Origin of the sequence: Streptomyces sp. MNU89, from assembly GCF_020982505.1 — a bacterium.
Taxonomy (GTDB): Bacteria; Actinomycetota; Actinomycetes; order Streptomycetales; family Streptomycetaceae; genus Streptomyces; species Streptomyces xinghaiensis.
Genome location: NZ_JAJKLL010000001.1, coordinates 2,217,011 through 2,241,332, shown reverse-complemented (window position 1 = coordinate 2,241,332; position 24,322 = coordinate 2,217,011). Strand labels below are relative to the sequence as shown.

At 72.1% G+C, this 24,322-nt stretch carries 21 protein-coding genes and 1 riboswitch; of the genes, 14 read left to right on the top strand and 7 right to left on the bottom strand.

The window, feature by feature from the left end:
* The first annotated feature begins 232 nt into the window (after positions 1 to 232).
* The 3 genes from E4N63_RS09505 (at position 233) to E4N63_RS09495 (ending at position 3,005) form a co-directional block, all read left to right on the top strand.
* Complete coding sequence (locus E4N63_RS09505) at positions 233 to 1,429, top strand: Ig-like domain-containing protein (protein WP_228430053.1); 1,197 nt, start codon at positions 233 to 235, stop codon at positions 1,427 to 1,429.
* Positions 1,430 to 1,555: 126 nt separating this feature from the next.
* Positions 1,556 to 2,323: an enoyl-CoA hydratase/isomerase family protein gene (locus tag E4N63_RS09500; protein WP_039822203.1), complete on the top strand. Its 768-nt coding sequence runs from the start codon at positions 1,556 to 1,558 to the stop codon at positions 2,321 to 2,323.
* Between the two features lie 172 nt (positions 2,324 to 2,495).
* Positions 2,496 to 3,005: an ATP-binding protein gene (locus E4N63_RS09495; protein WP_125626544.1), complete on the top strand. Its 510-nt coding sequence runs from the start codon at positions 2,496 to 2,498 to the stop codon at positions 3,003 to 3,005.
* A gap of 458 nt (positions 3,006 to 3,463) precedes the next feature.
* On the opposite strand, the gene E4N63_RS09490 is transcribed toward E4N63_RS09495, so the two are convergent.
* On the bottom strand, positions 3,464 to 3,775 hold the full coding sequence (locus tag E4N63_RS09490; protein ID WP_019709942.1) for a hypothetical protein: 312 nt from the start codon (positions 3,773 to 3,775) through the stop codon (positions 3,464 to 3,466).
* A 437-nt stretch (positions 3,776 to 4,212) separates the two neighbouring features.
* Here E4N63_RS09490 and E4N63_RS09485 point away from each other — a divergent pair, with 437 nt between their 5' ends.
* Positions 4,213 to 4,416 (top strand): cold-shock protein, encoded by a 204-nt coding sequence (locus E4N63_RS09485; RefSeq protein WP_006604579.1) that lies wholly within the window; start codon positions 4,213 to 4,215, stop codon positions 4,414 to 4,416.
* Positions 4,417 to 4,906: 490 nt separating this feature from the next.
* Positions 4,907 to 6,448: a DEAD/DEAH box helicase gene (locus tag E4N63_RS09480; RefSeq protein WP_230240411.1), complete on the top strand. Its 1,542-nt coding sequence runs from the start codon at positions 4,907 to 4,909 to the stop codon at positions 6,446 to 6,448.
* A gap of 302 nt (positions 6,449 to 6,750) precedes the next feature.
* Here E4N63_RS09480 and E4N63_RS09475 read toward each other — a convergent pair whose 3' ends face one another.
* The gene (locus E4N63_RS09475) at positions 6,751 to 7,113 is read right to left on the bottom strand and encodes a hypothetical protein (RefSeq protein WP_230240410.1); all 363 of its coding nucleotides are present in this window, start codon (positions 7,111 to 7,113) and stop codon (positions 6,751 to 6,753) included.
* A 661-nt stretch (positions 7,114 to 7,774) separates the two neighbouring features.
* Here E4N63_RS09475 and E4N63_RS09470 point away from each other — a divergent pair.
* Positions 7,775 to 8,392, top strand: a complete 618-nt coding sequence (locus E4N63_RS09470; protein WP_125624321.1) for a LysE family translocator — start codon at positions 7,775 to 7,777, stop codon at positions 8,390 to 8,392.
* Positions 8,393 to 8,417: 25 nt separating this feature from the next.
* Here E4N63_RS09470 and E4N63_RS09465 read toward each other — a convergent pair whose 3' ends face one another.
* The 5 genes from E4N63_RS09465 to gcvT form a co-directional block, all read right to left on the bottom strand.
* Positions 8,418 to 10,076: an MFS transporter gene (locus E4N63_RS09465; RefSeq protein ID WP_230240409.1), complete on the bottom strand. Its 1,659-nt coding sequence runs from the start codon at positions 10,074 to 10,076 to the stop codon at positions 8,418 to 8,420.
* A 205-nt stretch (positions 10,077 to 10,281) separates the two neighbouring features.
* Positions 10,282 to 11,664 carry an L-serine ammonia-lyase gene (locus E4N63_RS09460; protein ID WP_125624323.1) on the bottom strand — a complete coding sequence of 461 codons (1,383 nt, stop codon included), beginning with the start codon at positions 11,662 to 11,664 and terminating at the stop codon, positions 10,282 to 10,284.
* A 233-nt stretch (positions 11,665 to 11,897) separates the two neighbouring features.
* Positions 11,898 to 13,160: a serine hydroxymethyltransferase gene (gene glyA, locus E4N63_RS09455; protein ID WP_125624324.1), complete on the bottom strand. Its 1,263-nt coding sequence runs from the start codon at positions 13,158 to 13,160 to the stop codon at positions 11,898 to 11,900.
* 32 nt (positions 13,161 to 13,192) lie between these two features.
* Entirely contained in the window at positions 13,193 to 13,576 is a 384-nt protein-coding gene (gene gcvH, locus E4N63_RS09450; RefSeq protein WP_019709932.1) for a glycine cleavage system protein GcvH, read from the bottom strand.
* Between the two features lie 89 nt (positions 13,577 to 13,665).
* Positions 13,666 to 14,796 carry a glycine cleavage system aminomethyltransferase GcvT gene (gcvT, locus tag E4N63_RS09445; protein ID WP_230240408.1) on the bottom strand — a complete coding sequence of 377 codons (1,131 nt, stop codon included), beginning with the start codon at positions 14,794 to 14,796 and terminating at the stop codon, positions 13,666 to 13,668.
* Positions 14,797 to 14,964: 168 nt separating this feature from the next.
* Positions 14,965 to 15,067, bottom strand: a riboswitch (glycine riboswitch).
* Between the two features lie 224 nt (positions 15,068 to 15,291).
* Between gcvT and E4N63_RS09440 the strand changes: the two genes are divergently transcribed.
* The 8 genes from E4N63_RS09440 (at position 15,292) to E4N63_RS09405 (ending at position 24,322) form a co-directional block, all read left to right on the top strand.
* Positions 15,292 to 16,020: an ATP-binding protein gene (locus E4N63_RS09440; protein WP_125624326.1), complete on the top strand. Its 729-nt coding sequence runs from the start codon at positions 15,292 to 15,294 to the stop codon at positions 16,018 to 16,020.
* A 334-nt stretch (positions 16,021 to 16,354) separates the two neighbouring features.
* Positions 16,355 to 17,116: an enhanced serine sensitivity protein SseB gene (locus E4N63_RS09435; protein WP_228430261.1), complete on the top strand. Its 762-nt coding sequence runs from the start codon at positions 16,355 to 16,357 to the stop codon at positions 17,114 to 17,116.
* A gap of 177 nt (positions 17,117 to 17,293) precedes the next feature.
* A complete protein-coding gene (locus E4N63_RS09430) occupies positions 17,294 to 18,115 on the top strand; it encodes an enhanced serine sensitivity protein SseB C-terminal domain-containing protein (protein WP_019709929.1) in 822 nt (273 codons plus the stop codon).
* A gap of 227 nt (positions 18,116 to 18,342) precedes the next feature.
* A complete protein-coding gene (locus E4N63_RS09425) occupies positions 18,343 to 20,010 on the top strand; it encodes an ABC transporter substrate-binding protein (protein WP_125624327.1) in 1,668 nt (555 codons plus the stop codon).
* Between the two features lie 92 nt (positions 20,011 to 20,102).
* Positions 20,103 to 21,107: an ABC transporter permease gene (locus E4N63_RS09420; RefSeq protein WP_019709927.1), complete on the top strand. Its 1,005-nt coding sequence runs from the start codon at positions 20,103 to 20,105 to the stop codon at positions 21,105 to 21,107.
* A complete protein-coding gene (locus tag E4N63_RS09415; protein WP_125624328.1) occupies positions 21,107 to 22,060 on the top strand; it encodes an ABC transporter permease in 954 nt (317 codons plus the stop codon). Before E4N63_RS09420 ends, E4N63_RS09415 begins: the two co-directional genes overlap by 1 nt.
* A 4-nt stretch (positions 22,061 to 22,064) precedes the next feature.
* Complete coding sequence (locus E4N63_RS09410) at positions 22,065 to 23,231, top strand: ABC transporter ATP-binding protein (protein ID WP_230240407.1); 1,167 nt, start codon at positions 22,065 to 22,067, stop codon at positions 23,229 to 23,231.
* Positions 23,228 to 24,322, top strand: coding sequence for an ABC transporter ATP-binding protein (locus tag E4N63_RS09405; RefSeq protein ID WP_125624330.1), 1,095 nt, complete (start codon positions 23,228 to 23,230; stop codon positions 24,320 to 24,322). The genes E4N63_RS09410 and E4N63_RS09405 overlap by 4 nt, the downstream gene beginning before the upstream one ends.

Sequence of the window (24,322 nt, the reverse complement as noted above, 5' to 3'; positions counted from 1 at the left end):
CGGCGCCCCCTCCGCGCCCCGGGCGCCGTGGCCCCTCCGTGCATGTCTGCCCGCTCGGCGCGCGGCCCTCACGTAACCCCGCCATCTCGGCTTTTGGGACGGATCCGTGACACGGCGGGGCGGTCCACCGTGACCTCCCCTGTGGTTTGCTCATCGGCATGCGCGCTGTTCGTCGCGCGCGGGGGATGCGGTCCGGTCCATGGGGTGGACGGCCGCGTGAGGGGAGACAACAGTGAAGACGCGGCGGATATCGGGGGTTCTGGCGGCCGGCCTGCTGGTCCTGGCGGTCGGTGCGTGCGGTGAGGACAAGAAGGCGGACAGCGGGCAGGACGGCAAGGCCGGCTCGGTGGACACCAAGCCCTCCCGGGCCGTAGTGAAGATCACGCCCAAGGACGGCACCGACGACGTGGTGACCAACGGCGTGCTCAAGGTGACGGCGGACAAGGGGAAGCTGACCTCCGTCACGGTCAAGGACGACAAGGGGAACAAGGTCCCCGGCAAGGTGAGCGGGAACGGCACCGTCTGGAAGCCGACCGGCCACCTGGGCTCCGCCACCGAGTACAGCGTCGACGCGGTGGCCGAGGACTCCGAGGGCCGGGAGGCAGCCGAGCACGCGAGCTTCACGACCTTCGTGCCGGAGAACACCTTCATCGGCTACTTCACACCGGAGAACGGCTCCACGGTCGGCGTCGGGATGCCGGTGTCGATCCGCTTCAACCGCGGCATCACCGACCCTGCCGCCGTGGAGCGGGCCATCGAGGTCGAGGCCAGCCCGTCGGTGCCCGTCGAGGGCCACTGGTTCGGCAACGACCGGCTGGACTTCCGGCCGGAGAAGTACTGGGCCAAGGGCACGAAGGTGACGCTCAAGCTCAACCTGGACGGTGTCGAGGGCCGCCCCGGGGTCTACGGCGAGCAGTCCAAGACCGTGAAGTTCACCGTCGGCCGCAGCCAGGTCAGCGTCGTCGACGTCAAGACCAAGAAGATGACGGTCGAGCGGGACGGCAAGGTGATCAAGACCCTGCCGATCACGGCCGGCGCCCCCGCCACGCCCACGTACAACGGGCAGATGGTGATCAGCGAGAAGCACAAGATGACGCGGATGGACGGCGCCACGGTCGGCTTCGGCGGCGAGTACGACATCGAGGACGTCTCGCACGCCATGCGGCTCTCCACCTCGGGCACCTTCATCCACGGCAACTACTGGGCCGGGCAGTCCACGTTCGGCTCCGCCAACGTCAGCCACGGCTGCGTCGGCCTCTTCGACGCCCGGGGCGGCGGCGTGAAGTCCACACCCGCGGCCTGGTTCTTCGACAACTCGCTCCTCGGCGACGTCGTGATCGTGAAGAACTCGAAGGACAAGCAGATCCAGCCGGACAACGGCCTCAACGGCTGGAACATGGACTGGGACGAGTGGAAGGCCCCGCAGTAGCCGGCGCGTGCGGCAGGCGGTGAACGGCGGAGGGCCCGGTGCGGGCACGGTCACACGACGGCATCCGTGCCGGCTGTGACCAAGCGCACCGGGCCCTCCCCCGTGAACGGCCGCTAACCTGCGGGCATGACTGTGAACCTTGAGGTCGCCGAGGGCGTCGCCACCGTCCGCCTGGACCGCCCGCCGATGAACGCCCTGGACATCGCCACCCAGGACCGGCTGCGAGAGCTGGCCGGGGAGCTCACCGACCGCGACGACGTACGGGCCGTCGTGATCTGGGGCGGCGAGAAGGTGTTCGCGGCCGGCGCGGACATCAAGGAGATGCGGGTCATGGACCACGCGGCCATGGTCAAGCGCTCCAAGGCGCTCCAGGACTCCTTCACCGCGATCGCCCGCATCCCCAAGCCCGTCGTCGCCGCCGTCACCGGGTACGCCCTGGGCGGCGGCTGCGAACTGGCGCTCTGCGCCGACATCCGGATCGCCGCCGACAACGCCAAGCTCGGCCAGCCCGAGATCCTGCTCGGCCTCATCCCGGGCGCGGGCGGCACCCAGCGGCTCGCCCGGCTCGTCGGCCCGTCCCGGGCCAAGGACCTCATCTTCACCGGCCGCCAGGTGAGGGCCGACGAGGCCCTCGCCATCGGCCTGGTCGACAAGGTCGTCCCGGCCGCCGAGGTCTACGAGGCCGCGCACGCCTGGGCCGCGAAGCTCGCCAAGGGCCCGGCCATTGCGCTGCGCGCCGCCAAGGAGTCCGTGGACGCCGGCCTGGAGACGGACCTGGACACCGGCCTGGCCATCGAACGCAACTGGTTCGCCGGGCTGTTCGCCACCGAGGACCGCGAGACCGGCATGCGCAGCTTTGTGGAGGAGGGCCCGGGCAAGGCGAAGTTCGCCTGACCCCGCGACGCCGGCCGGCGGGTCCGGCGAGGTGCCGTACGACGGTTTCGGTACGCCGGAGCCGCGCCCGGTCACCCGGTTCGCGTAGACGGGCCGGGAGCCCGGGGGGCGACGCGGTGCAATCCGCCGCTACCAGTCCGTAACCGCGCTCCGTTACCCAATCATGTGGGTCATGGCGGGCCTGGAGAACGGGGAGCAGCCGCGGCATGCGGGCACGGCCGCCGCGGCACGCCGGGCGCCGTCCTCCGGCTCCGGGGAGGAGCGGGCGCTGGGAGCGCTCGGGACGCTGGGTGATCCGACGGTGGACGAGGTGGTCCTCCCCTCCCGCCCCGAGTCGGCCGGGGCGGCCCGCCGGCTGGCCCACTCCGTCGTGGTGTGGCAGTGGGGCCTCTCCCCGCAGCTCGCGGAGGACGTCGTGCTGCTCGTCTCGGAGCTGGTCGGCAACGCCGTACGGCACACCGGCGCCCGGACGTTCGGACTGCGGATGCACTGCCGCCGGGGCCGGCTCAGGGTCGAACTCCGCGATCCCTCCCGGGGGTTGCCGTGCCTGATGCCCGTACGGGAGATGGACGTCAGCGGGCGGGGGCTGTTCCTGGTGGACACCCTCTCCGACCGCTGGGGGGTGGACCTGCGACCGCTGGGCAAGACGACCTGGTTCGAGATGCGGACCGCCGAGCGCTGACGGACGGGCGGGGGCGGACGGCGGGAGGGCCGCCGGTGCCGGTGACGGTGCCGGTGACGCGGAGAGGCCCCGTGTCCGTCCCGCGGTCGACGGGGCGGGCACGGGGCCTGTCCGGATGCGCTGTGCCGGGATGTGAGCCGCCGTGGAGCCAAGGGGGGTGTGTCCCCACGGCACTTCGGTGCGATGGCCCGGGTCAAGGGATCGCTGTCCCGACTATGGCAGACGGGGTGACCGGCGTCCAAAGAGACAAACGCGGCGGAGCGGAGTGAAGTCCGCAGGACGGTCCGGGAGTCGGGGTGAACTGTGCCACTGGCGGTACGGGACGGGCCCCGCGGGGGCCGGAAGGAGCCCCGGGCCCCTGCGTCCCGGGGGTCCGGCCGCGGCGGAACGGTCGGCGGCGGGCCCGGAGGGCGGGGCCGGAGGGCGGGGCCGGGGTGGCCGGGGACCGGGGGCGCGGTTCAGCGGCGGCCGCGGTGCTGTGTGCCGGCGCGACGGCGGCGGTCGTTGCACAGCAGGCACTTGCCGTAGCCGGGCGGGAGGGGGTCCTCCGGGTCGCCGTACAGCGGGTCCACGGCGCCGCGCGGGTGCTGGGCGCACCCGGTGGCGCCGTGCTCCGAGATGAGGGAGGTGGCGGAGGACAGGGCCCGGCGCAGCGCGTCGACGAGCTCCTCCGCCTGCTGGGCGGAGGGTGCCGACGGGTCCAGGCCGAAGGCGATGTCCTGTGCGGTGCTGAGCGCGGTACGGAGCTCGCGCAGGTCTGCGTAACCCATGCCGTGACCCTAAGCGCTCCGACCGACAACGGACCCCGGACGGTGGTCCGGGCCCGCACGCCGGTCCCTCGTGGCCGCTTCCCGCCCGGGCCGGGGCAGGGCGGGGCCGTCCCGCGGGGCCGGTTCCCGTTCCGGACGCCACCCCACCGGGGAAGGAAATCTCCCACCGCGCCTGAAGAATTTTCGGCATTGCGGGCGGGGATTTATTCGGGACGGTGTGACGGCCGTTGCTCCGGGCTTCACAGCCGCCGTATCCGTGCTACTGTCGATCTCAGTTGCAGTTGTGGTTCCCAGAGACTTCAAGTGCCCCCGCCGGCTCCGGCCCGGGAGCACTTTTGTATTTCCGGAGTGGTTTTCCGGACGGGGCAATCATTGCGGCGACGCGGAGGTTCACGCAGTGTGGGCCTCCGGGCACTGCCCCGAATGGAGAAAAAATTATGGCTACTGGCACCGTGAAGTGGTTCAACTCGGAAAAGGGCTTCGGCTTCATTGAGCAGGACGGCGGCGGCGCCGACGTCTTCGCCCACTACTCGAACATCGCCGCCCAGGGCTTCCGTGAGCTTCAGGAAGGCCAGAAGGTGAGCTTCGACGTCACGCAGGGCCAGAAGGGCCCGCAGGCGGAGAACATCGTTCCCGCCTGACGCTGACACCGGCGCTTCACAGCGACGAGCTGCGGCCCGCACCCCCGGGTGCGGGCCGCAGCTCGTTCCGGTGTGCGGGGCCCGGTGTCCGCACCGGCCGCCGTGTCCGTCCGCACACCGCCGCCCGCCTGCGGGCGCGCGCCGGCGACGTCCGTACGGCGCGGCGGCCCTGCCCGCCCGGGGCGGTCCGCGCCGGACGAATTCGCGCGGAGGTGCGAAAATTTTCCGCCGCCGCACGGTGGACCGGATGTTGCCCCGCACGTCGCACCGTACGGCGTTCCCTGCGCCGCACCCCCGTTCTTCACCCTCCGGCCACCCGGGCGTCATTTTCCGGATGCTGCCGGTTGATTCGGCGTGCCGGCCGGAAATATTCCCCGGCACGGCCGTTATTCCGTATTCCGTTTTTCAACGGCTCGTTCTTGCGATTCCTTGTGCGGCTCACCGCCACTGCCGGGATTTCCTCGATACGTGCCCCGTCGAGGAGGTTCCCATGAACCGCACAGCTCGCACACAGGACCGCTACTCCCGCCCGCGCACCGGCGGCGGCTCCGCCCCGTACGGCGCCGGACGCTCCGCCGGGCAGGGTCCGCGCCGTTCGGGCGGCGGCCGTCCGGGTGGTTCCGGTGGCTACGGCCGCCGGCCCGCCGGCCCGCAGGGTGAGTTCGCCCTGCCGGTCACCGTCACCCCCGCGCTCCCGCCCGTCGAGGACTTCGCCGCTCTCGGCCTCCCGGACGGGGTGCTGAAGACGCTCACCGGCCTCGGGATGATCGAGCCGTTCCCGATCCAGGCCGCGACCCTGCCGAACGCCCTGGCCGGACGCGACGTCCTGGGCCGCGGGCGCACCGGCTCCGGCAAGACCCTCGCCTTCGGCCTGGCCCTGCTGACGCGGACCGCCGCCGTGGGCCGCCGAGCCGAGCCGAGGCAGCCGCTGGCGCTCGTCCTCGTCCCCACCCGGGAACTCGCCCAGCAGGTGACCGACGCCCTCACCCCCTACGCCCGGGCGCTCTCGCTGCGGCTCACCACCGTGGTCGGCGGCATGTCGATCGGGCGGCAGGCGTCCGCGCTGCGCGGTGGCACCGAGGTGGTCGTCGCGACTCCGGGGCGGCTCAAGGACCTCATCGACCGCGGCGAGTGCCGGCTGGACCAGGTCGGCATCACCGTGCTGGACGAGGCCGACCAGATGGCCGACATGGGCTTCATGCCGCAGGTCACCGCGCTGCTCGACCAGGTACGCCCCGGGGGCCAGCGGATGCTCTTCTCGGCCACCCTCGACCGCAACGTCGACCTGCTGGTGCGCCGCTACCTGAACGACCCGGTGGTGCACTCGGTCGATCCCTCCCAGGGCGCGGTCACCACCATGGAGCACCACCTGCTGCACGTCCACGGCGCCGACAAGTACGCCACGACGACGGAGATCGCGGCCCGTGACGGCCGGGTGATCATGTTCCTGGACACCAAGCACGCCGTGGACAAGCTCACCGACCACCTGCTGAAGAGCGGGGTCAGGGCGGCCGCGCTGCACGGCGGCAAGTCGCAGCCGCAGCGCACCCGGACCCTCGGCCGGTTCAAGACCGGGCACGTGACCGTGCTGGTCGCCACCAACGTCGCGGCGCGCGGCATCCATGTCGACAATCTCGACCTGGTCGTCAACGTGGACCCGCCGACCGACCACAAGGACTACCTGCACCGCGGCGGACGCACCGCGCGGGCCGGCGAGTCCGGCAGCGTCGTCACCCTCGTCCTGCCGAACCAGCGCCGGGAGATGACCCGCCTGATGACCCTGGCCGGTGTCACCCCGCGGACCACCCAGGTGCGCTCGGGTGATGCCGAGCTCACCCGGATCACCGGCGCGCAGGCACCCTCGGGCATCCCCGTGGTCATCACCACGCCGGCGTCGGAGCGCCAGGAGCGCGGCGCCTCCTCGGGCCGCGGACGGCGCGTCGGGCCGTCCCGGTCGCGCCGGAGCTCCTCCGCCCAGCAGACGGGCGGCGGTGCGGCCCGTCAGCGTCCGGCACGCCGCAGCGCGGCCTGACACCCGGCACCGCACGGCGTTCCGTGTGACGCCCGGAGGCACCGGCGCCCTTGCGGCGGCCCGGTGCCCTCCGGGCACACGGTGAGCCCCGGCAGCGAAGGATGCTGCCGGGGCTTTCGCCTGTGCGGATACGGGGGTTCACCGAGTGCCGGGCGCGGCCGTCGTGCCGCCGGGCACGGAGGGCGTGCGGACGCCGCCGGGGCGCGGGGTCCGGGGCCGCCGGGCGCTGTCCGCAGGGGCGGACGCGCCGGGCGGGTGCACCGGCCCGGCCCGGCCCTGCCCGGTGGGGCGGGGTGCGCCCGCTACTCGAAGTAGCTGAAGTCCCCGACCGTCCAGGCGTTCACGTCCTCGATGGCGATGCGGTACATACCGCCTGTCTCGGGGATGCCCACACTGCCCTGGAGGATCCGGGCGACGTGGAGATGCAGGTGGGTGGGCGGCTCGCTGCGCTTGCGGTCGCTGTCCGCGGTGAAGACGGCCGAGAACGGCGAGAGCCGTTCCGAGCCTCCCAGCACCTCGGCCACGCGCTGGCGCCACACGGCCTCGGGGGCGAGGCGTCCGGTGATGACGGCCCCGGGGACAACGACGGTGAGTGACATCTGATTGCTCTGCTCGGACTCCACGGTGGTGGCGATGTCAACCAGCAGATCATCGGGCTTCGACATAGGCGTTGACTCTACAGCGCGGGGGTGGAGCACGGCCCGATGCGGGGGTCCGGGACGCGAGCCGGTGCGGGCGGGCGGGACCGCGCGGGTGCTGCTGTCTTTTTCCCGTTGTCTTCTTCGCGGTCCTGCAAGAGGGCCGCCGGCCTCCGGGCCCGGCATGACTGTTGCCCCCTGTCGACGGGATGACCTGGGGGTGTCACCGGGCCCGAGGGGTGCCGTCGGAGACGTTCGCGCTCCAGCCAGTCCAGGGCGGCCCGCGAATCCCCGTGGAACTCCTCGGTGACCGGCTCGCCCCGTCCGTAGGTCCGAGGCAGCGACCGGTGATGCGGGTCCAGCACGCTCTCGGCCGCGGTCGCCGAGGCGGCTCTCCAGGGCGTCGTGGACCAGGCAGGTTCGGACGGCAGTAACTGGCCGACCTGTACAACACCGGTCCGGTTCCCGGGCCCCGGTCCGGTACCCGGCCGCCCCCGGGAGGGCCGGCCGCGCGTGCGCGGCGGGGGCCCGGGATCGTCCGGAACCCGCTCTCCCGGTTGCGCGGTGGCTGCCCGTCCGGGGGCCGGCGGCCGGTAGCCTGCGCAGCGCCGGGCCGGCCGGGGCGTGGAACCCCGCGAGGAACCACCGTGGTCCGTCGCGGCCCTCCAGAGAGACGAGGCGCGTACCGATGAGTCCCGAATTCCTGATCACATCGTTCGTCATCGTGGTGTCACCCGGCACGGGGGCGCTCTACACGATCGCCACCGGGCTGTACCGGGGCTTCCGGCAGAGCGTGGTGGCCGCCTTCGGCTGCACGCTCGGGATCGTGCCCCATCTGGCGGCCGCGGTCGCCGGGCTGGCCGCGATCCTGCACACCAGCGCGGTCGTCTTCCAGACCTTCAAATACCTGGGGGTGGCCTACCTCCTCTACATGGCCTGGAGGACCCTGCGCGAACGGGGCACGCTCACCCCGGCCGAGCCGGGGGAGGAGGGGCGGTCGGCGCTCCGCACCACGGGCACGGCCGTGCTCATCAACGTCCTCAACCCCAAACTGTCCATTTTCTTCCTGGCGTTCCTGCCGCAGTTCGTCCCGGCCGACGCGGCGAACACCCTTCCGCACATGCTGGAACTGAGCGCGGTGTTCATGGTGATGACGTTCGTGGTGTTCGTCCTGTACGGGCTCTTCGCCGCGGCCGTCCGGGACCATGTGATCACCCGTCCGAAGGTGCTCACCTGGATGCGCCGCACCTTCGCCGTCGCCTTCGTCGGCATCGGGGCCCAACTGGCCTTCAGCGGCAACAGGTGAACACGGTCCCCGCCCCTGGCCGGGCTCAGTCCCCGGAGGGGCGGGACGGGCTTTCCGGGGAGGGACGGCGGAGCGCCAGGACGAGAAGCCTGCCGCCCTGCCAGAGGACGTCCGCGATCAGGATGAACGTCCACAGCCTTCCCGCGCCGTAGAGCAGGCCGGTGACGGACGAGTCCTGTTCTCTGCCGCCGCTGAGCAGCAGTTCGCCGAAGTCCCCGGTGAGCAGGTCCTTCATCCAGGACAGGCCGGCGACGAGCAGGACGAGCTGGGCCACCGCGAACAGCGCGGCGTGCAGGCCGAGTTCGCGCCGGATCTGCCGGGGCGTCTTCTGCTTCCGCAGGGGTGTCCGCTTCGTCGCCGCCGTCCTCGTGTCCGTCTCCGCCCGGCTCTCCGCTCCGGACGCACCGTCCGCCGCGGCGGACGCCTGCGGCTTCTCCGGCCGTCCCGGAGCCTCCGGTGCCGGGGCAGGGACGTCGGCGACCCCGAGCCTCCGCACGGCACGGGGGACGACCACCGCCCCGGCCAGCAGAGGCACCGCCGCGACGAGGCAGGCCGCCGTCCAGTCGGCACTGTCGTAGAGCACACCCGCAGCGAGCGACCCGGTCAGGGCCCCCAGCAGGCGCGCCGATTCGTACCCCCCCATCCCGCGTCCGGCCTGCTCGCCCGACGCCTCGGCGATCACCGCCTGCCCGATGGGGATGACGGCCGCCCAGGCCAGCCCGCTGAGGATCCACAGCCCTGCGATCACGAACGGGTTCGGTGCCCACGCCAGGCCCACGGCGAACCCGGCACTGGAGAGCGAGGCGGCCATCAGCACCCGGGAGCGTCCGAAGCGCACCACATAGGTGTGCAGGCGTTCCGCCGCGAGGCTCATGACGATGGCGCCGGGCAGGAACACGTAGGCGATCTCGCCGATCTCCAGGTCGAACCCGCGCTGCAGGTGCAGGAGCAGCAGCAGGGAGACGGCGGACTCGGCCGTCATCGTCAGCACCACGGCGAGCAGCATGGGCCGCAGCCTGCGCCCCACGGCGCCGAGACCCGCCGCCGCCGTTCCCTCTGCCGCCCCTTTGTCCGTGTCGGTGCGCGGGCGCCCGGGCCGGCTGGGGGAGGCCAGCAGCAGCACCGCGGCGGCGGCGCAGGCCGCGGCGCAGGCGAGGAAGACGCCGGCGTAGTCGATGAGGCCGATCAGCGTCAGACCGGCGATGAAGGCCACCCAGGCGCCGGTCTCCTGGGAGGACAGCAGCCGGGGGAAGACCGCGGAGTCCTCCGCGAGCCGTTCACTGATGATCGCCCGGACGCTCACCCACAGCAGCGCGCCTCCCACGCCGCCGACGGCGGCGGCGGTGTAGGCGACGGGGGCGCTCTGCGCGAGGGCGTAGCCGGCCGCCGAGACACCGTAGAGCGCGGCTCCCGCCGCGGCCACGTACCGGCGTTCGAACGTGTCGGCCAGCACACCGGAGACCGGCCGGAAGACCATCGACAAGACCATCTCGACGGCCAGCAGCACGCCGACCTCGGTGGCGCTCAGCCCGATGGCCGCTCCCGCCCACAACGGCAGGACGAAATCGATGAGTTCGTTCGGGCCATTGGTCAGCATGGCCGCGAGCAGCGTGTTCCCCTCGCGCCGCTGCCGTCGGCGCGCGTCCGCTTCCGCCCCCGCGGTCGCCGGAACGTGTTCGGTCATGCCCATCCCCCGTCAAACCGTCGTTCGAGCAGCTTCGAACGCTATGACGGGCTGGGTGGTGATGGCAAAGGGGTACGTCGCTGGGGGCGTTGGCGCGCTCCGCCGCCCGGAACCAGCGCCGGAACGAGCCAGCTGGGAGCGCGGCTCGGCGTTCCCCCGGTGGCGGCGGGCCGGGGTCCGGTGCGCGCCGGTCGGGGCCGATTCCTCAGCACTCGATGACGTTCACCGCGAGCCCGCCGCGGGCCGTCTCCTTGTACTTGACCTTCATGTCGGCGCCCGTGTCCTTCATCGTCTTGATGACCTTGTCCAGGGAGACGTGGTGGCGGCCGTCGCCCCGCAGGGCCATGCGCGCGGCCGTCACCGCCTTCACCGCCGCCATGCCGTTCCGCTCGATGCAGGGGATCTGGACCAGGCCGCCGACCGGGTCGCAGGTCAGGCCCAGGTTGTGCTCCATGCCGATCTCGGCGGCGTTCTCGACCTGCTCCGGGCTGCCGCCCAGCACCTCGGCGAGGCCGCCCGCCGCCATCGAGCAGGCCGAGCCGACCTCGCCCTGGCAGCCGACCTCCGCGCCGGAGATCGAGGCGTTCTCCTTGAAGAGCATGCCGATGGCCCCGGCGGCCAGCAGGAAGCGGACGACACCCTCGTCGCCGGCGCCCGGCACGAACTCCGTGTAGTAGTGGAGGACGGCCGGGATGATGCCCGCCGCGCCGTTGGTCGGGGCGGTGACGACGCGGCCGCCCGCGGCGTTCTCCTCGTTGACCGCCATCGCGTAGAGGGTGATCCACTCCATGGCGCGGGCCGGCGCGTCGCCCTCGGCGCGGAGCTGGCGGGCCGAGTTGGCGGCGCGGCGGCGGACCTTGAGGCCGCCGGGGAGAATGCCCTCCCGGGACAGGCCGCGCTCCACGCAGGCGCGCATGACCCGCCAGATCTCCAGCAGGCCCGCGCGGATCTCCTCCTCCGTCCGCCACGCCTTCTCGTTCTCCAGCATGAGGGCGGCGATGGACAGACCGGTTTCGCGCGAGAGGCGCAGCAGTTCGTCGCCGGTGCGGAAGGGGTACTTCAGCACGGTGTCGTCCGGCTTGATCCGGTCCTCGCCGACCGCGTCCTCGTCCACGACGAAGCCGCCGCCGACCGAGTAGTACGTCTTCTCCAGGACGGGGGCTCCTCCGGCGTCTGCCGCCGTGAGGGTCATGCCGTTGGCGTGGTACGGCAGCGAGCGGCGCCGGTGCAGGACGAGCTGGGAGGGCTCGTCGAAGGGGATCTCGTGGGCGTCGCCGGCCTCGGCGGCCAGGAGCCGCAGCCGTCCCGTGGAGCGGATGCGGGCGATCTCGCCGTCGGCCCGCTCCACGTCCACGGTGCGCGGCGAGTGGCCCTCCAGGCCGAGCAGGACGGCCTTGGGGGTGCCATGGCCGTGGCCGGTGGCGCCGAGGGAACCGAACAGTTCGGCGCGGACCGAGGTGGTCCGGTCCAGCAGGCCCTCCCGCTGCAGCCGCCGGACGAACATGCGTGCGGCCCGCATCGGGCCCACGGTGTGGGAACTGGACGGCCCGATGCCGATCGAGAAGAGATCGAAGACGGAGATGGCCACGGTGGGACTCCCGGATCATCCCCGCGGTGGCGGGGAAACGGGCCGCCCGGCGGTCCACGGGGTAGGGGGCCGGACGGCGGTGCGGGCGAGGTGGGGCAAGAGGCCGCAAGCGGCTGCAAGAGCCTGCAAGAGGCAATATACGGGGCGGAAACCGGGCATGTGGGGCCGTTCGTTTCCGCCCCGTACCACTGCCGGCCGGTGCGGCGGGTTGTGCGGAGCGGCCGGGGAGCGGGCTACTTCAGCCCGGGGTACAGCGGGTGCTTCGCCGTCAGGGCGGAGACCCGGCCGCGCAGCGCCTCCGCGTCGTAGCTCGGCTTGAGCGCCTCGGCGATGATGTCCGCGACCTCGCGGAAGTCGTCCTCGCCGAAGCCGCGGGTGGCGAGCGCCGGGGTGCCGATCCGTAGGCCCGAGGTGACCATCGGGGGGCGCGGGTCGTTCGGGACGGCGTTGCGGTTGACCGTGATGCCGACCTCGTGGAGGCGGTCCTCGGCCTGCTGCCCGTCCAGCTCGGAGTTGCGCAGGTCCACCAGGACGAGGTGGACGTCCGTGCCGCCGGAGAGGACGGAGACGCCGGCCGCGGTGACGTCCTCGGCCAGCAGCCGCTCCGCCAGGATGCGCGAGCCGGCCAGGGTGCGGCGCTGGCGGTCCTTGAAGTCCTCGCTCGCCGCGACCTTGAAGGCCACGGCCTTGGCCGCGATGACGTGCATCAGCGGGCCGCCCTGCTGGCCGGGGAAGACGGCCGAGTTGATCTTCTTGGCCAGTTCGGCCGTGGAGAGGATCACGCCGCCGCGCGGGCCGCCCAGCGTCTTGTGGGTGGTGGTGGTGACGATGTGGGCGTGCGGCACCGGGGAGGGGTGCAGGCCCGCGGCCACCAGGCCGGCGAAGTGCGCCATGTCCACCATCAGGTAGGCGCCGACCTCGTCCGCGATCCGCCGGAAGGCCGCGAAGTCCAGCCGGCGCGGGTAGGCGGACCAGCCCGCGATGATCAGCTTGGGCCGCTCCTCCTTGGCGAGCCGCTCGACCTCGTCCATGTCGACCCGGCCGGTCTCGGCGTCGACGTGGTAGGCGGCCACCTTGTAGAGCTTGCCGGAGAAGTTGATCTTCATGCCGTGGGTGAGGTGCCCGCCGTGCGCCAGGTTCAGGCCCAGGATGGTGTCGCCCGGGCTGAGGACGGCGGCCATCGCGGCGGCGTTCGCCTGGGCGCCGGAGTGCGGCTGGACGTTGGCGGCCTCGGCCCCGAACAGCTCCTTGATCCGGGCGATGGCCAGCCGCTCGACGACGTCGACGTGCTCGCAGCCGCCGTAGTAGCGGCGGCCCGGGTAGCCCTCGGCGTACTTGTTGGTCAGGACCGACCCCTGGGCCTCCAGCACCGAGACGGGCGCGAAGTTCTCCGAGGCGATCATTTCCAGGGTGGACTGCTGGCGGTCGAGTTCGGCGTCGACGGCGGCGGCGACGTCCGGGTCGACTTCGTGCAGGGAGTCGTTGAGAAGCGACATCAGGTCTTCCCGATCGGTGGCAGGGAGGGGCTTCAGTTGCCGGTGAAGGCCGCGTACTCGTCCGCGGAGAGCAGCTCGGGCTCGCCCGCGCTCTCGTCGGTCCTCACCTTGAACAGCCAGCCGCCCTCGTACGGGGCGGAGTTCACCAGCGCGGGATCGTCCACGACGTCCTGGTTGACCTCGGTGATCTCGCCGGAGACCGGCGCGTACAGGTCGCTGACCGACTTGGTCGACTCCAGCTCACCGCAGGGTTCGCCCGCGGTGACCGTGTCGCCGACCTCCGGGAGCTGGACGTAGACGACGTCACCGAGCGCGTCGGCCGCGTGGGAGGTGATGCCCACGGTGGACACGCCCTCCTCGGCGGCGGACAGCCACTCGTGCTCCTTGCTGTAGCGCAGCTGCTGGGGGTTGCTCATGACCTGATTCTCCTGGATTCGGTGACGTGCTCGTGTACGGGTCTTGACACGTGGGACGGACGAGGGGGAAACGCCGGGGAAGGGGAGATTCAGCGCTGCCGCTTGTAGAACGGCAGGGCCACGACCTCGTACGGCTCGTGGCGGCCGCGGATGTCCACGGCCACCCCCGGGGTCCCCGGGCCGGCGTAGGCGGGGTCCACGTACGCCATGGCGAGCGGCTTGCCGAGGGTCGGCGACGGGGCACCGGACGTGACCTCGCCGATGACCTCGCCGCCGTCCGCGGCCACCACCGCGTACCCGGCGCGCGGCACCCGCCGCCCCTCGGCCACCAGGCCGACGAGCTTCCGCGGCGGGGCCTCCGCGGCGCGGGCCGCGGCGGCCTCCAGCGCCTCGCGGCCGACGAAGCGGCCGCCGTTCGTGGTCTTGTCGAACTTGACCACCCGGCCGAGTCCGGCGTCGAACGGGGTGAGCTCGGTGCTCAGCTCGTGCCCGTAGAGCGGCATCCCGGCCTCCAGGCGCAGCGTGTCCCGGCAGGACAGGCCGCAGGGGACCAGGCCCGCCTCCTTCCCCGCCGCGGTGAGCGCCCGCCACAGCGGCTCGGCGTCGTCCGGGGCGGTGAAGAGCTCGAAGCCGTCCTCGCCCGTGTAGCCGGTCCGGGCGATCAGGGCGGGGACGCCGGCGACGGTGCCGGGCAGCCCGGCGTAGTACTTGAGCCCGTCCAGGTCCGCGTCGGTGAGCGAGCCGAGGATACCGGGGGACTCGGGGCCCTGGACCGCGATCAGCGCGTAGTTCTCGCGGTCGTCGGCCACGGCCGCGTCGAAGCCGGCGGCGCGCTCCGTCAGCGCGTCCAGCACCACCTGGGCGTTGGAGGCGTTGGCGACGACCATGTACCGCTCCCCGGCGAGGCGGTAGACGATCAGGTCGTCGAGGATGCCGCCGCCCGGCTCGCAGATCATGGTGTAGCGGGCCCGGCCCACCGCGAGCGCGGAGAGGTTGCCCACCAGGGCGTGGTCGAGCAGTTCGCCCGCCTGCGGGCCGGTCACGGTGATCTCGCCCATGTGGGAGAGGTCGAAGAGGCCGGCCCGGGTGCGGACGGCGGTGTGCTCGTCCCGCTCGCTGCCGTAGCGCAGCGGCATGTCCCAGCCGGCGAAGTCGGTCATCAAGGCACCGAGCGAGCGGTGCAGCGCGTCAAGCGGGGTGCGGCGGGGGGCATCGGTCATGGCGGTGGCTCCCTGACGAAGGTGGCGGAACTCTGCGCGGCATCGGCAACACAGTCTCCCCATCTGTCATGGAACCTGAGAGCTTCGCCACAACCGTACGTACCCGGGATCGTGGCTTGCACCTTGGGTGGGGACGCCCCGGAGGGACGGCCCGCTTTCCAGATTTGCCTCGTCCGCGCGGTACGGGGCCTGAGAGATTCAAGGGAGGACTTGCTCCTTCGGCGCCCCGGCGGCACGGCGGCCGGACCGGGGACTCTCCCGCGCGGATTCGAACGGCGGTATGCAGTTGGCGCGGTCATCATCGCACGGGAAGCGGAATACAGACCCGGAGGGAACCGGAGAACCGCCCCGGAGGGTCCGTCTCATCAGCACATCGCGGAACCGCGCATCGGGTATCGACGTTGTAACGCGGCACCGTTCTTGCCAGGCTGGCCGGGCAGTCCGGGGGTGACCGCACAGAGGGGGGACGATCAGGTGCAGGTTCGGGTCCAGGGGATGTACGCGATCACGCCGGAGACCGCGGCCGGGCCGGAGACCGCGGCGGGACGGAGCACCGCGGCGGAAGCGGAGCCCTCCGCCGGACCGGAGACCGCGGCGGAGTGGACGGCGTCCGCCTGCCCGGCCGCCGCCGGAGCGGACGCGGCCGAGACGGACCTGCGCGGACGCAGGCCGTCCGCGCTGCGCTACCCGGCCGGCGACGTCCTCGTCGTCTCCGGGCTCCCCGGCAGCGGCAAGAGCACCCTGATCAAGCGGGCCACCGCCGACCGCGACGCCCGCGGCGGCGCCGTCCACCGCATCGACTCCCAGGACGCCCGGGACCGCTGGCAGCGCCGGCTGCCCGCCGCCCTGCCCTACGCCCTCTACCGCCCCCTGGTGCGCGCCGCGCACTACGCCGGGCTGCGCCGGGCGCTGCGCTCGGGCGCGAGCGTCGTCGTCCACGACTGCGGAACCCTGACCTGGGTGCGCCGCTGGCTGGCGCGCGACGCCCGCCGACGGGGCCGCGGTCTGCACCTGGCGCTGCTGGACGTCTCCCCGGAGACGGCCCTCGCCGGGCAGTTCGCGCGGGGCCGGGGCGTCTCCGGCTACGCCTTCGCCCGCCACCGCCGGGCGGTGGCCCGGCTGGTCGCCGACGCGGAGGCCGGCCGGGCCCCGGAGGGCTGCGTCTCCGTGGTGCTGCTCGACCGGGCGTCGGCGAGCGCGCTGCACACCATCGGCTTCGGCTGACCGCCCCGGTGTCCCGGCCGCCGCACGGCCCGGACGGCCCGGACGGCGGAGGGGAATCCCGGAATCGCCGTGAATCCGCGCTGTCGGGCCCCTGGCCGTACCCCGGTGGGCTGGCGCTAGGGTTCTGCTACCCGGATTCCCGGATCCTGACGACCCCGGCCGCCGCGGGCGGTGGCCGCGGCGTCCGCGCGGGCCGGACGGCGCAGACGTGCCGGGCTCCGGGCGACAGGCCCCGCGGCGCCCGGGCGACGCGGACGAGACGTGGTTGGACGGCATGAGCATCGACGGCATGAGCATCCCGGAGCAGCACGAGCGCACCCCGGCCCCGGCGGGGATGCCCGGCGTGTCCGGAGGTCTGCCCGGCGGGTTCCCCCGCAACGAACTGGAAGAGGTGCTCGCCGCCTCCCTCGGGGTCCCCGGGGCGGGCGCCCGGCTGATCGAGGTGCTCGGCCGCAGCCGGATCTGGGTGCCGCTGCCGAACGGCGGCGGGCCCTCCAGCCCGGACCTGGACCTGCCCACCCTGGACGTGGCCGGCATCGCCTGCGTCCCCGTCTACAGCTCGGAGGAGGAGTTCCTCCGGGGTGCGGGCTCGCACATGCCCTGCACCGTCGCGCCCGCGCGGGAGTTCGCCCGCGGGCTGCCGCCGCAGATGGGCATCGCCGTCAACCCGGGCGGCACCTCCGTCGGCGTACCGCTGCCGCCGCCCGCCGTGGCCGAGCTGTGCCGCACCGGCCGCGGCGAGACCGGGCCCGGCGTCCCGTCCGGCGGGCGGGTGCGGCTCTTCGAGCCCGACTGGCAGGACGAACCGGTCGACTTCCTGGCCGCCGCCGCCGGGGAGTTCACCACAACGGGGGTCGTGCTCACCGCCCGCCGCACTCTCGCGAGTGTCGAGGGCGACCCGCCGGCGCTCTTCGTCGGCGTCGAACTCTCCCGCTGCGAACCGGAGGACCGGGCCCGGGTGCACGACGCGCTCGGCCGGGCGCTCGGCGCGGTGCCGGTGCCCTGGCCCGTGCAGATGGTCCTGCTGGACATCGCGCACGACCCGGTCGCGGACTGGATGCGCGCACGGATCCGGCCCTTCCACACCGCCGGGTGACGCGGCTCGAACACGGGCGCGGCGGGCACCGCGAACGGCCGGTGGGCGACACCCGGACGGCGGACAGGGCGGCGGGCGCCGCCGCATCCGGTCCGTAAGCTGGTTGGATGACCCGGCGGGGCGCGAAGGACGCGCACCGCGGCGGTGCCGAGAGGCAAGACGAAGGGGCGGAACCAGGTGAGCGCGGGCGGGGACAGGGAGCAGATCGAGCAGCTGCTGCCACAGGTGACGCCCGGCCGGTACGACGCCTATGAGGCGCTGCTGCGGGCCCTCGCCGACGGGCAGGTGTGGATGCTGCTGTGGCACGGCCATCCGGGCGCGCCCGACGCGCAGTACGGGAACATGGAGGTCGACGGCTACGGCTACGCCCCCTGTGTGACCTCTGCCCAGGAGCTGGCCGCCAGCGGCTGGAACCGGGCGCACGAGGTGGTCGGCGGCCGGGAGATCGCCGCCTCCCTCTTCCCCGACCGCTGGGGCCTGTGGCTGAACCCGCACGCGCCCGGCGGCGGAGTCGGCATCCCCTGGGCCGATCTGCGCCGGGTCGCCTCCGGCCTGGACCGGCTGCCCGCCGGGCCGCTGCGGATCACCGAACCGGCCGTGGAGATCCCGCAGTTCTACGCCCTGCTGACGCAGAACGCCCACCACACGCCCGCCGTACGGGCGCTGCGCCGCGCCTGGGTGCAGCCCTCGGTCGGCGTGCCGTATCTGGCCATCGGCCTGGAGCTGTACGACAACGGGCCGCAGGCCGTGGAGTCCGTGCGCCGGATGATGGGGCAGTCCGTCGGCGTGGTGCCCGAGGGGCTGCCGGTGTCGACCGTCGCCCTGTCCGACGAGTACGACCCGGTGGCGCTGTGGATGCGCGCCAACTCCCGGCCGTTCTTCGACCGTGAGGGCTATGCCGCCGGCCCCGGGGCCGGGGCGGTCCCCGGCGCCGGTCCCGCCCCCGGCTACGGCTATCCGCCGCCGCACGGCATGCTGCCGGGCGCCGCGCCGCGCTGAAACCGCCTCAACGGCCCCGCGCCGTACGGCGCATGCCTGTGCGATAGCACTCCAGACCAGCCGGGGCGCACCGCGTCAACCGGGCCTGAACAGGGCATATCCGGTATATGCGCTGTCCGGGTCTCAGGTATGTATCACCGCTATGCGGACTGTTCACCGCCGCCGGAGTCGTCTGTAGTGTGCGAGCGGTCAGCGCCTCTCAATACCGTTCATCCCTGGGGTAGAGCATGCGAATAAGAAAATCCAGAGCCGCTCGGGCGGTTGTGGTCACCTTGGCGATGGGGCTGGCCGTGACCAGCTGCGCCAGTGACCGGGACGAGGGCGGCAAGGGAGAGGCGGGCGACACCTTCATCTTCGGTGCCGCGGGCGACCCCTCCTCCCTCGACCCCGCCCTGGCCAGCGACGGCGAGACCTTCCGCGTCACCCGCCAGGCCTTCGAGGCCCTCATCGAGCACGAGCCGGGCGGCAGCGAGCTCGTCGGCGGCCTGGCCGAGTCCTGGGAGGGCAGCGAGGACGGCACCGAGTGGACGTTCAAGCTCCGCAAGGGCGTGGAATTCCACGACGGCGAGAAGCTGACCGCCGAGGCCGTCTGCAAGAACTACGACCACTGGTTCAACTGGTCGGGCACGTACCAGAACAGCGCGGTCTCCTACTACTGGCAGACCATCATGGGCGGCTTCAAGAAGAACGAGGACAAGGAGACGCCCGAGCCGAACTACGTCTCCTGCACCGCCGAGGACGAGCTGACCCCGGTCATCAAGGTCAAGGAGGCCACCGCCAACCTCCCCGGCGGCTTCTCCCTCCAGGCGCTCGCCATCCACTCCCCGAAGGCGATCGACGCCTACGAGAAGGAGGAGGCGAAGGGCGAGGGTGACGCGATCACCTACCCCAAGTACAGCCAGGAGGCCGGCACGGTCGCCGGCACCGGCCCGTTCAAGATCTCGAAGTGGAACAAGGGCAACAAGGAGATCACCCTTGAGCGCTTCGACGACTACTGGGGCAAGAAGGCCGGTGTCGAGAAGCTGGTGTTCCGCACCCTCGACACCGAGGAGGGCCGCCGCCAGGCGCTGCAGGCCGGTGACATCCACGGCTACGACCTGGTCGCGCCCGCCGATGTGAAGACCCTGGAGAAGGACGGCTTCCAGGTCCCGACCCGCGACGTCTTCAACATCTTCTACCTGGGCTTCAACCAGGAGAACAACAAGCTGCTGAAGAAGAAGGAAGTCCGTGAGGCGATCGCGCACGCGATCGACCGGGACAACATCGTCGAGACGCAGCTTCCCGAAGGCGGCGTCAAGGCCAGCCAGTTCATGCCCGACACGGTCGCCGGCTACTCGGGCGACGTGAAGGTCTACGAGCAGGACGTCAAGAAGTCCAAGCAGCTCCTCGCCGACGCCGGCGAGAAGAACCCGACCCTGGACTTCTGCTACCCGACCGAGGTCACCCGCCCGTACATGCCGGCCCCGGCCGACATGTTCGAGCTGATGAAGACCGACCTGGAGAAGGTCGGCATCAAGGTCAAGCCGCGCGCCATGAAGTGGAACCCGGACTACCTGGACTCCACCCAGAACGGCAAGTGCAGCCTGTACCTCATGGGCTGGACCGGTGACTTCAACGACGGCTACAACTTCATCGGCACCTGGTTCGGTGGCTACGACAAGCAGTGGGGCTTCAAGAACGACAAGGTCTTCGACGCCATGAAGGCCGCCTCCTCCGAGCCCGACGCCGAGAAGCGGACCGAGCTGTACAAGAAGGCCAATGAGGTCATCATGGACTTCCTGCCCGGCCTGCCGATCTCCTCGTCCCCGCCGTCCATCGCCTTCGCGAAGGACGTCAACCCGCCGAAGGTCTCCCCGCTGACGCAGGAGAACTTCGCCGAGGTCTCCTTCAAGTAACACAACCGAGCAGGTCCAGGTCCGCCCGGCCACGCACACAGGTGGCCGGGCGGACGTGGTTGCGATCCATGACCAGAAAGGGGTAGCGCGGGGTGTTGCGTCTCGTAGTACGCAGACTGCTGCAGCTCATACCCACACTGCTAGGCCTGTCCGTCCTTCTCTTCCTCTGGCTGAACAAGCTGCCCGGAGGACCGGCGGCGGCCCTGCTCGGGGAACGGGCCACCGAAGCGGACAAGGCCCGGATCGAGCGCGCCCTCGGGCTCGACCAGCCGGTATGGGTGCAGTACGGCCGCTTCCTCAAGCGGCTGGGAGAGCTGGATCTGGGCACCTCCACCCAGACCGGCCAGCCCGTGTGGGAGGAGTTCGCCCGGCGGTTCCCCGCCACGGTGGAACTCGGCATCTTCGCGATGCTCATCGCCGTCGCGGTCGGCATCCCCCTCGGCTACTTCGCGGCCAAGCGCCGCGGCAGCTGGCTCGACGTGTCCGCGGTGTCCGGGTCGCTCCTCGGCATCTGCATCCCGGTCTTCTTCCTGGCCTTCATCCTGCGGGCCGTCTTCGCCGTGAACCTCGGCTGGTTCCCCAGCTACGGCCGGCAGTCCACCGGGCTCAACGCCACCGAGGTGACCGGCTTCTACGTCCTGGACGGCATACTCACCGGGGAGTTCGACGCCGCCTGGGACGCCCTGACGCACCTGGTGCTGCCCGCCCTGGCCCTCGCGTCCATCCCGCTGGCCATCATCGTCCGGATGACCCGGGCCAGCGTGCTGGAGGTGCTCGGCGAGGACTACGTCCGCACCGCCGAGTCCAAGGGCCTCCAGCAGCACGTGATCCGCGGCCGGCACGTCCTGCGCAACGCGCTGCTGCCGGTGGTCACCGCCGTCGGCCTGCTCACCGGCAGCCTGCTGTCGGGAGCGGTGCTCACCGAGTCCGTCTTCGCCTTCGGCGGCATCGGCTCCTTCCTGCGGACCGCCATCGACGGCCGCGACTACCCGGTGCTCGTCGGCTTCATCCTCTTCATCGCGCTGACCTACGTGATCCTCAACCTCCTGGTCGACCTGGCCTACAACCTCATTGACCCGAGAGTGCGGGTGCACTGATGAGCACCAAGACCGACAAGATCGACCGGCTCGCGGAGCTCACCGCACAGACCGAGACCGCCACCGGGCACAGCCTCTGGTACGAGGCCTTCCGCCGGCTGCGCTCCAGCAAGATGGCGATCATCGGGGCCGCCATCATCGCCCTCTTCATCCTGATCGCCCTGATCGGCCCGTGGATCGCCCCGTACTCGCCGACCGCGCAGCTGTGGCGCGGCGAGGTCATACCGGCCCGCTCCGTCTTCGTCGGACCGCGCGCCGAGAACTGGTTCGGCCTGGACCACCTCGCCCGCGACGAGTTCTCCCGGATGCTGGTCGGCGCCCGGCAGACCCTGCTCGTCGGCGTGGTGGCCACCCTCCTCGGCTTCACCATCGGCTGCCTGATCGGCATCGCCTCCGGGGCCGCGTCCACGCTCGGCGGGCGCGCCGGGCGCCGGATCGACTCCGTCATCATGCGCTTCATCGACATGCTGCTGGCGCTGCCCTCGCTGCTGCTGGCGGTCTCCGTCGCGGCCGTCCTCGGGCAGAGCCTCACCACCGTGATGATCGCGGTCGGTGTGGTGCAGATCCCCATCTTCGCCCGGCTGCTGCGCGGATCGATGCTGGCCCAGGGCGGCTCCGACTACGTCCTCGCCTCCCGGGCGCTGGGCGTGCGCAAGCGCCGTATCGTGCTCGGCCACATCGTGCCCAACTCGCTGAGCCCGGTGATCGTGCAGGCCACGCTGAGCCTGGCCACCGCCATCATCGAGGCCGCCGCCCTGTCGTACCTGGGGCTGGGCAACCCGGACGCGGCCGTCCCGGAGTGGGGCGTCATGCTGGCCCAGGCGCAGGGCTTCTTCGACTCGGCGCCGATGCTCGCGGTCTACCCCTCGGTGGGCATCATCATCACGGCCCTCGGCTTCACCCTCCTCGGCGAGGCCATGCGCGAAGCCCTCGACCCGAAACTGCGGAGCTGATGACATGTCGTTGCTTTCCGTGGACGAACTGACCGTCACCTTCACCGCACGCGGACGCCGCGACGTGCGGGCCGTGTCGGGTGTGTCCTTCTCCGTCGGCGAGGGCGAGGTCGTGGGCCTCGTCGGCGAGTCCGGCTGCGGCAAGAGCGTCACCTCGCTCGCCCTGATGGGGCTGCTGCCGGGGCGCGGCGTGAAGGTCGGGGGGCGGGCCGAGTTCGACGGCACCGATCTCTTCGGGCTGAGCGACGCCAAGATGCGCGAGATGCGCGGCTCGCAGCTCGCGATGATCTTCCAGGACCCGCTCTCCTCGCTGAACCCCGTGGTCCCCATCGGCATCCAGGTCACCGAGATCCTGACCCGGCACCGGGGGCTCAAGGGGCGGGCCGCGCGGAAGGAGGCCGCCTCGCTGCTCGACCGGGTCGGCATCCCCGACCCGTACCGGCGGCTCAAGGAGTACCCGCACCAGCTCTCCGGCGGGATGCGGCAGCGGGCGCTCATCGCCATGGCCGTGGCCTGCGCGCCCCGGCTGCTGATCGCCGACGAGCCGACCACCGCCCTGGACGTCACCATCCAGGCGCAGATCCTGGAACTGCTCAAGGAACTGGTGGACGAGGAGGGCACCGCCCTGCTGATGATCACCCATGACCTCGGGGTGGTCGCCGGGCTCTGCGACGAGGTCAACGTCCTGTACGCGGGCAAGGTCGTGGAGTCGGCGGGACGGCGCGAGCTGTTCGCCGCACCCACCCACCCGTACGCCAACGGGCTCCTGGGCTCCATACCCCGGCTCGACGCCCCGCGCGGCGAGCCGCTGAACCCCATCCGGGGCTCCATCAACGACAACATCGCCTGGGCGGACGGCTGCGCCTTCGCGCCGCGCTGCGACCACTACACCCTGGAATGCCTCCAGGGCACCCCGGAGCTGACCGAACCGCGCACGCCGGGGCACCGGGTGCGGTGTGTCAACCCGGTGCTGGATGCGGCCGGTTCGGGTGACGTGGCCGTGATCGAGGCCCCGCACATCCTGCCGGACGAGGTGGTGGCGGAGGACGGTGACACCGCCGGGCCGGCGCCGGGAACCGAGTCCGGCGCGGAGTCCGGCGCCGCCGGGGACGAGAAGAACGCCACCGCCGCCGGGGCAGCCGCGACCGAGAAGACGGAGGCCACCTCATGAGCCTGCTGAAACTGGACGGGGTGAAGGTCCACTTCCCCCTGAAGAAGGGCATCGTCTTCGACCGCACGGTGGGCCACGTCTACGCGGTCGACGGCGTCTCGCTCTCCGTCGAGGCGGGCCAGACCTACGGCCTGGTGGGCGAGTCCGGCTGCGGCAAGACGACCCTGGGCCGGGCCGTCCTGCGGCTGGTGGACATCACCGACGGCAACGTCGTCCTCGACGGCACCGACCTGGCGCACCTCCCCGAGGAGGAGATGCGCAAGTTCCGCCGCCGGGTGCAGATGGTTTTCCAGGACCCGCTGGGCAGCCTCGACCCGCGGCAGAACATCGAGTCGATCCTCTCCGAGGGCATGGCCGCGCACGGCATCGGCGCCGACCGCGAGGAGCGCCGCGCCCGCATCCGGGAGATCCTGGCCAAGGTCGGCCTGCCGTCCAACGCGCTCTCCCGCTATCCGCACGAGTTCTCCGGCGGCCAGCGGCAGCGCATCGGCATCGCGCGGGCGCTGGTGCTGGAACCCGACGTGATCATCTGCGACGAGCCGGTCTCCGCGCTGGACGTCTCCATCCAGGCCCAGGTGATCAACCTGCTGGAGGAGCTGCAGCGGTCGATGGGGCTGACCTATCTGGTCATCGCCCACGACCTCGCCGTGGTCCGGCACATCTCCGACGTCATCGGGGTGATGTACCTCGGCTCGCTGGTGGAGGAGGCGCCCAGCGACGGGCTGTACGCCGAACCGCTCCACCCGTACACCAAGGCCCTGATGTCGGCGGTGCCGATCCCCGACCCCGTGGTCGAGGACAGCCGCGAGCGCATCCTGCTCACCGGCGACCTGCCGTCGCCCGCCACCCCGCCCGCCGGCTGCCGGTTCCACACCCGGTGCCCGTGGAAGCAGGAGACGCGCTGCGACACCGAGCGCCCGGAGCTGCGGGACCTGGGCGGCGGCCACAAGGTGGCGTGCCACTACGCCGCCGAGATCGCGGCCGGCACCGTCCGGATGAACAGCGCGGCCACGGTCGTCGAACCCGGGACGGTGACCGCCGGGAACGCCGAGGAGTCCGAGGAGACCGAGAAGGCCGCCGAGAGCGTCTGA

What these genes read in the sequence shown, in the direction of transcription:
- E4N63_RS09490 (WP_019709942.1), bottom strand. Translation starts at nt 3,775, where the DNA reads ATGGGTTACGCAGACCTGCGCGAGCTCCGTACCGCGCTCAGCACCGCA.
- E4N63_RS09440 (WP_125624326.1), top strand. Translation starts at nt 15,292, where the DNA reads ATGTACGCGATCACGCCGGAGACCGCGGCCGGGCCGGAGACCGCGGCG.
- E4N63_RS09410 (WP_230240407.1), top strand. Translation starts at nt 22,065, where the DNA reads ATGTCGTTGCTTTCCGTGGACGAACTGACCGTCACCTTCACCGCACGC.
- gcvH (WP_019709932.1), bottom strand. Translation starts at nt 13,576, where the DNA reads ATGAGCAACCCCCAGCAGCTGCGCTACAGCAAGGAGCACGAGTGGCTG.
- E4N63_RS09470 (WP_125624321.1), top strand. Translation starts at nt 7,775, where the DNA reads ATGAGTCCCGAATTCCTGATCACATCGTTCGTCATCGTGGTGTCACCC.
- E4N63_RS09415 (WP_125624328.1), top strand. Translation starts at nt 21,107, where the DNA reads ATGAGCACCAAGACCGACAAGATCGACCGGCTCGCGGAGCTCACCGCA.
- E4N63_RS09500 (WP_039822203.1), top strand. Translation starts at nt 1,556, where the DNA reads ATGACTGTGAACCTTGAGGTCGCCGAGGGCGTCGCCACCGTCCGCCTG.
- E4N63_RS09435 (WP_228430261.1), top strand. Translation starts at nt 16,355, where the DNA reads ATGCCCGGCGTGTCCGGAGGTCTGCCCGGCGGGTTCCCCCGCAACGAA.
- glyA (WP_125624324.1), bottom strand. Translation starts at nt 13,160, where the DNA reads ATGTCGCTTCTCAACGACTCCCTGCACGAAGTCGACCCGGACGTCGCC.
- gcvT (WP_230240408.1), bottom strand. Translation starts at nt 14,796, where the DNA reads ATGACCGATGCCCCCCGCCGCACCCCGCTTGACGCGCTGCACCGCTCG.
- E4N63_RS09425 (WP_125624327.1), top strand. Translation starts at nt 18,343, where the DNA reads ATGCGAATAAGAAAATCCAGAGCCGCTCGGGCGGTTGTGGTCACCTTG.
- E4N63_RS09465 (WP_230240409.1), bottom strand. Translation starts at nt 10,076, where the DNA reads ATGACCGAACACGTTCCGGCGACCGCGGGGGCGGAAGCGGACGCGCGC.
- E4N63_RS09485 (WP_006604579.1), top strand. Translation starts at nt 4,213, where the DNA reads ATGGCTACTGGCACCGTGAAGTGGTTCAACTCGGAAAAGGGCTTCGGC.
- E4N63_RS09495 (WP_125626544.1), top strand. Translation starts at nt 2,496, where the DNA reads ATGGCGGGCCTGGAGAACGGGGAGCAGCCGCGGCATGCGGGCACGGCC.
- E4N63_RS09480 (WP_230240411.1), top strand. Translation starts at nt 4,907, where the DNA reads ATGAACCGCACAGCTCGCACACAGGACCGCTACTCCCGCCCGCGCACC.
- E4N63_RS09405 (WP_125624330.1), top strand. Translation starts at nt 23,228, where the DNA reads ATGAGCCTGCTGAAACTGGACGGGGTGAAGGTCCACTTCCCCCTGAAG.
- E4N63_RS09475 (WP_230240410.1), bottom strand. Translation starts at nt 7,113, where the DNA reads ATGTCGAAGCCCGATGATCTGCTGGTTGACATCGCCACCACCGTGGAG.